Source organism: Williamwhitmania taraxaci (assembly GCF_900096565.1).
GTDB classification, from domain to species: domain Bacteria; phylum Bacteroidota; class Bacteroidia; order Bacteroidales; family Williamwhitmaniaceae; genus Williamwhitmania; species Williamwhitmania taraxaci.
Genome location: NZ_FMYP01000129.1, coordinates 1 through 3856 on the forward strand (window position 1 = coordinate 1; position 3856 = coordinate 3856).

The window sequence follows — 3856 nt, forward strand, 5'->3', positions numbered from 1 at the left end:
TTTATTGGGATGCAGAGGCAATAAATGAATATTTAGAGTTTAGTCGGACAGTAGTGATTAATTTTCTTACTTTTGTCGTTTGACTAAATGAGTATTCTATTCAGAAAAGAACAAAGTCTGCCAAAGCAATTATTTTGTTAATGTTTATTTTTTAATAGACTATCAATTATATTTTGGTTAATTGAATCTTTTATATTGCAATTTGGTCTGCAATAGAGCTTAACTTCAGGATAATTTTCAAATTTATACGTGTTATAATAGAAAACTCCATTCCAACTTAATGGGAGATTAATTTCAAAATTACTGCTAATATCTGCTTTGCTGATAATAATAATGTTACTCGTTGTCGAAATTGCTTTGTTAAATGATAACTGTCTTTTAAATGTGTCATTTATTAAATTTCCGGGATTCTGTAAGACCAACACATAATCGTCTTTGGGATTCAGAAAGTTAATTTTCATCTGTTGGTTGTTATAAAAATATAATGATATAAGAAGTATAATTACTCCAAGTTCATATAAACTTAACTTCTTATTGTCTATCCGCCTCACAATTTTTCTATCAATAATTATAACAATAAATGTAGCAACCACAGGAACTAAAATAAATATTCCAACCATTGCTTTAGCTCCTTCTAGAGTAAGTGAATATACACCAAAAGGAAGTCCAATGGCGATTATTGCTATTCCAATTATCAGGAATAATGTTGGTTTTTGGGTTAGTTTTTGCATAATCTATTATGTAGTTAAAAATCTAGCTTTTCTTTATAAACATTTGCCGTATAGTTCGCTGACATTTCATCAACGATTTTAGTCTCAATTGTTGATTCTTTTTTTTACTATAGGCCATAACGAGAGACGAACTTACATCGTTGCCCGTCCAGCTCCGAAGGAGTGGACGGGCCGGGGCTTTGCAAGGCTACACCTCAAAAGGCGTGACAACAAAGCAATAACGTAAGTTCGAAGTGTGTGCCTCGAATGGTAAATATAATAAAAGTTCTTTAAACTGTAAGCGTTTTGGGAACATGTTCAGAGTGGTGTCCGAACGGCGAAGCCCTCACGAGCATTTGCGCGTAACCACTAGTAAGTTAGTTTATTCGCTTTGCTTATGAGTTTGGGGTTCTTCGTGCCGCTTAAAGTCCTATTTATTGGGCACTGTGCATTATTTTATTAGGCTCACAATTTCCGCTTTGAGATTTGGTAGGTGATTCATTATTATCCCCCAGATATTTTCGTCAGAAATATTGTCGTAGGCATGAATAATTTGATTTCGCAATCCAACAATCTTTCGAGCATTCTGAATTGGAAATTCGGGTTCAATAATTAAAATTCGATTTAGCGCTTCTCCAATAATTTCTAAATCTCTTTCAATCGCCCTTTTCAAAAGAGTGTCTTTTGTGTAGTCTTCAAAACGTTTTTCTCGATTGAGAAAATAGGAATCTATTTCGTCAATTGCGATCTTTATATCATACAGATATTTAAGAACTTTTTCGTTCATAAAATAGTTGTTTTTCTCTGTCAACCACTTGTCGAAAAATGGGATTTCTAATCGCCTGATTTTCTACAAGGTCGACTGGTCTCTTAAATAACAGTTCAAGACTCTCTTTAAAATCCATATAGTTATCAAAATATTCCATCAAGTCTACTTGGTAGAACTGGATTAGAATATCGATATCGCTTGATTCTTTGAAATTGTCAGTCAAGACTGAGCCAAAGAAATAGAGTTCTTCTACCTTGTGCTTCTCACAAAGTTCAAAAAGTTTATCCCTATTTGAATCAATCAGTTTCATAAAGCAAATATACACTATTTTCTTGACGGTCTATCGATTCAGCAAAATTGCATCGTGTGTGCCTCGCATGGTCAATACAGTAAAAGTTCTTTAAACGGAAGCGTTTGGGAGCAAGTCGTGAGTGGTGTCCGAACGGCGAAGCCCTCACGAGCATTTGCGCGTACCCACTAGCAAGTGGCAGGGTGGTTTATTCGCTTTCGGAAAGTTCAGGCTAAGCATAAGTGGTGCTGACGGTATCGGGATCATCGCTCAGGTAGATGGGTTCCTCTTCGGTGGAGCTGAGCACAAGCACCCTGCCAAAGGAGTCGGGCAGCTGCACCTGACTCGCATTCATCCATTCACCTCTGCCTATAGCTGCAATCAGTTCGCCCTCCTCCAGAACGCCCTCTTTATAGCGAATTGCTTTATTCATTCCCAAGAATCCTTCGCTCTTTTCGCCACGATCGTTAAGGTATTTCTCGAGAACCTCGGTGGCATCATTACCGAAACCGGAGGAGTATTCCCGGTCTTCAACGAGATAGCTCTTCACCTTTTCGCAGCTGATGTGAGCACAGGATCGACCATCGCGAACTACAAACGATCCGGCCACCTCTTCCTCTATTAATTTTCGCCAGTGTGAACTTTTACCGTTTGAGACTCTCTCCTCAATAAGCACATAGTAGTAGGCACATGCCCTTCCCGAGAGGGGCGCAGTTAGGGGCTTGCCGGCATACTCCACCTTTCCAACAACCTTTGCAATATCGCCGCTAATAAAATCGGATATCTTTCGTCCTGTTGCTTTTTTTAGCTTCCGCTTTACAATGGCCTTTTTGCTAAAGTAATTGCTGGAAAAAGCAATCCCTGCAATTACTAGGGCTACACCTATAAAAATTAGTGGTTTAGGATCCATGTCTGTGAGAGTTAGTTCTTATGACTCGTTCTGGTTATTTCTTATCTAAAGTAAATATAATAGTTATATATCATCGAATCAAGGTTGAAAAAAACTTCAAGGATTGTTCAGCGAGTGAAGGCGATGGGTATGGCTTAAAATCAAAATTCCGGAGAGTATCCGGAATTCTAATTTGTATCGACTAGTTACTACATCGGTTGCAAAATCGAGTGCAATATTTTTTTTTAGGATTACCAAGGAGCTGAGGTAAATGCTATACTCTTTTTGCTTTTCACTTCAGGTTTGTAAGTAAAAAAGTTCTTATAAGAAATATAGTATACACCTGTAAGCGTTGAAACATATACTTTATCGGTATATTTGGAAACAGAGGTAATCGTGTTATAAGCTAACCCATCGTTGTCTATCTCTTTTACTGTAATACCTGTTGTGCTTATGCTAAAATGAAATAGTTGAGCTTTGTAAGTTCCGATTATCTCATTATCTAAAGTGTAGAAGTTTAATAATGAAAAATCTGGATTAATCTTTCCTAGGCTTGTCCAGCTATCACCATCGTTTAACGATTGGTATAATACCGCATCGGAGGGGCTTATACCATATAATGTGTCACCCTTATAAAAGAAATTAAACATTAGATCACTAAAAATTTCAGAGACTGACCCATCGGACTTAATTTTATATGTTTTGTCTGATGAAGCAATAAAATAATCTTTGTGTGAGAAAAGGTAGTTAAGATAGTTTCCCTCAGGTAGAGTTATTATCTTGGAATTAATAGGCGTGTAATCAACATAATTATCTGAGTTTAGCTGGTAATATTTAACAGTTGAAATAAGAAACTTTAATTTTGAACTTATTCCCTTTGTATAGTAAGGTATTAATATCTGGCTTTGATTGTTAATCTTCATACACTCACATCGCCAGTAGGGAGGGAATGCAAAGCATTGGAAGTTTGTATCTACTTTATTTACAAAAATGCAATTACGATTGGCTTGGTTTATTGGATTTAACCCGTTTATTCCAACATAGCTTGTTGGCTCCCAAAAGTCCAAGTAGAAGTTGTCCGATATTGGTAGCTTATAGTTAATGTTTCACTACTGTCCGACAAAAAGATTCCAGTTGAAACGTTAGTTGAATAAAAATAAGGGGCTACTCCCCGAAGGTTTCACCCCGATGTTGTAGAT

Annotated in this window: 5 protein-coding genes; all 5 read right to left on the reverse strand. The window is 36.8% G+C overall.

Annotation, left to right across the window (positions count from 1 at the left end; translation table 11 throughout):
* Positions 1–137 precede the first annotated feature (137 nt).
* Entirely contained in the window at positions 138–731 is a 594-nt protein-coding gene (locus BLS65_RS17250) for a hypothetical protein (protein ID WP_092441035.1), read from the reverse strand.
* 430 nt (positions 732–1161) lie between these two features.
* Positions 1162–1497 (reverse strand): HepT-like ribonuclease domain-containing protein, encoded by a 336-nt coding sequence (locus BLS65_RS17255; RefSeq protein ID WP_092441036.1) that lies wholly within the window; start codon positions 1495–1497, stop codon positions 1162–1164.
* A complete protein-coding gene (locus BLS65_RS17260) occupies positions 1478–1789 on the reverse strand; it encodes a nucleotidyltransferase family protein (RefSeq protein ID WP_092441037.1) in 312 nt (103 codons plus the stop codon). Before BLS65_RS17260 ends, BLS65_RS17255 begins: the two co-directional genes overlap by 20 nt.
* Before the next feature lie 211 nt (positions 1790–2000).
* Positions 2001–2678 carry a hypothetical protein gene (locus BLS65_RS17265; protein WP_092441038.1) on the reverse strand — a complete coding sequence of 226 codons (678 nt, stop codon included), beginning with the start codon at positions 2676–2678 and terminating at the stop codon, positions 2001–2003.
* Positions 2679–2908: 230 nt separating this feature from the next.
* Positions 2909–3307, reverse strand: coding sequence for a hypothetical protein (locus BLS65_RS18105; RefSeq protein ID WP_125869943.1), 399 nt, complete (start codon positions 3305–3307; stop codon positions 2909–2911).
* Positions 3308–3856 lie beyond the last annotated feature (549 nt).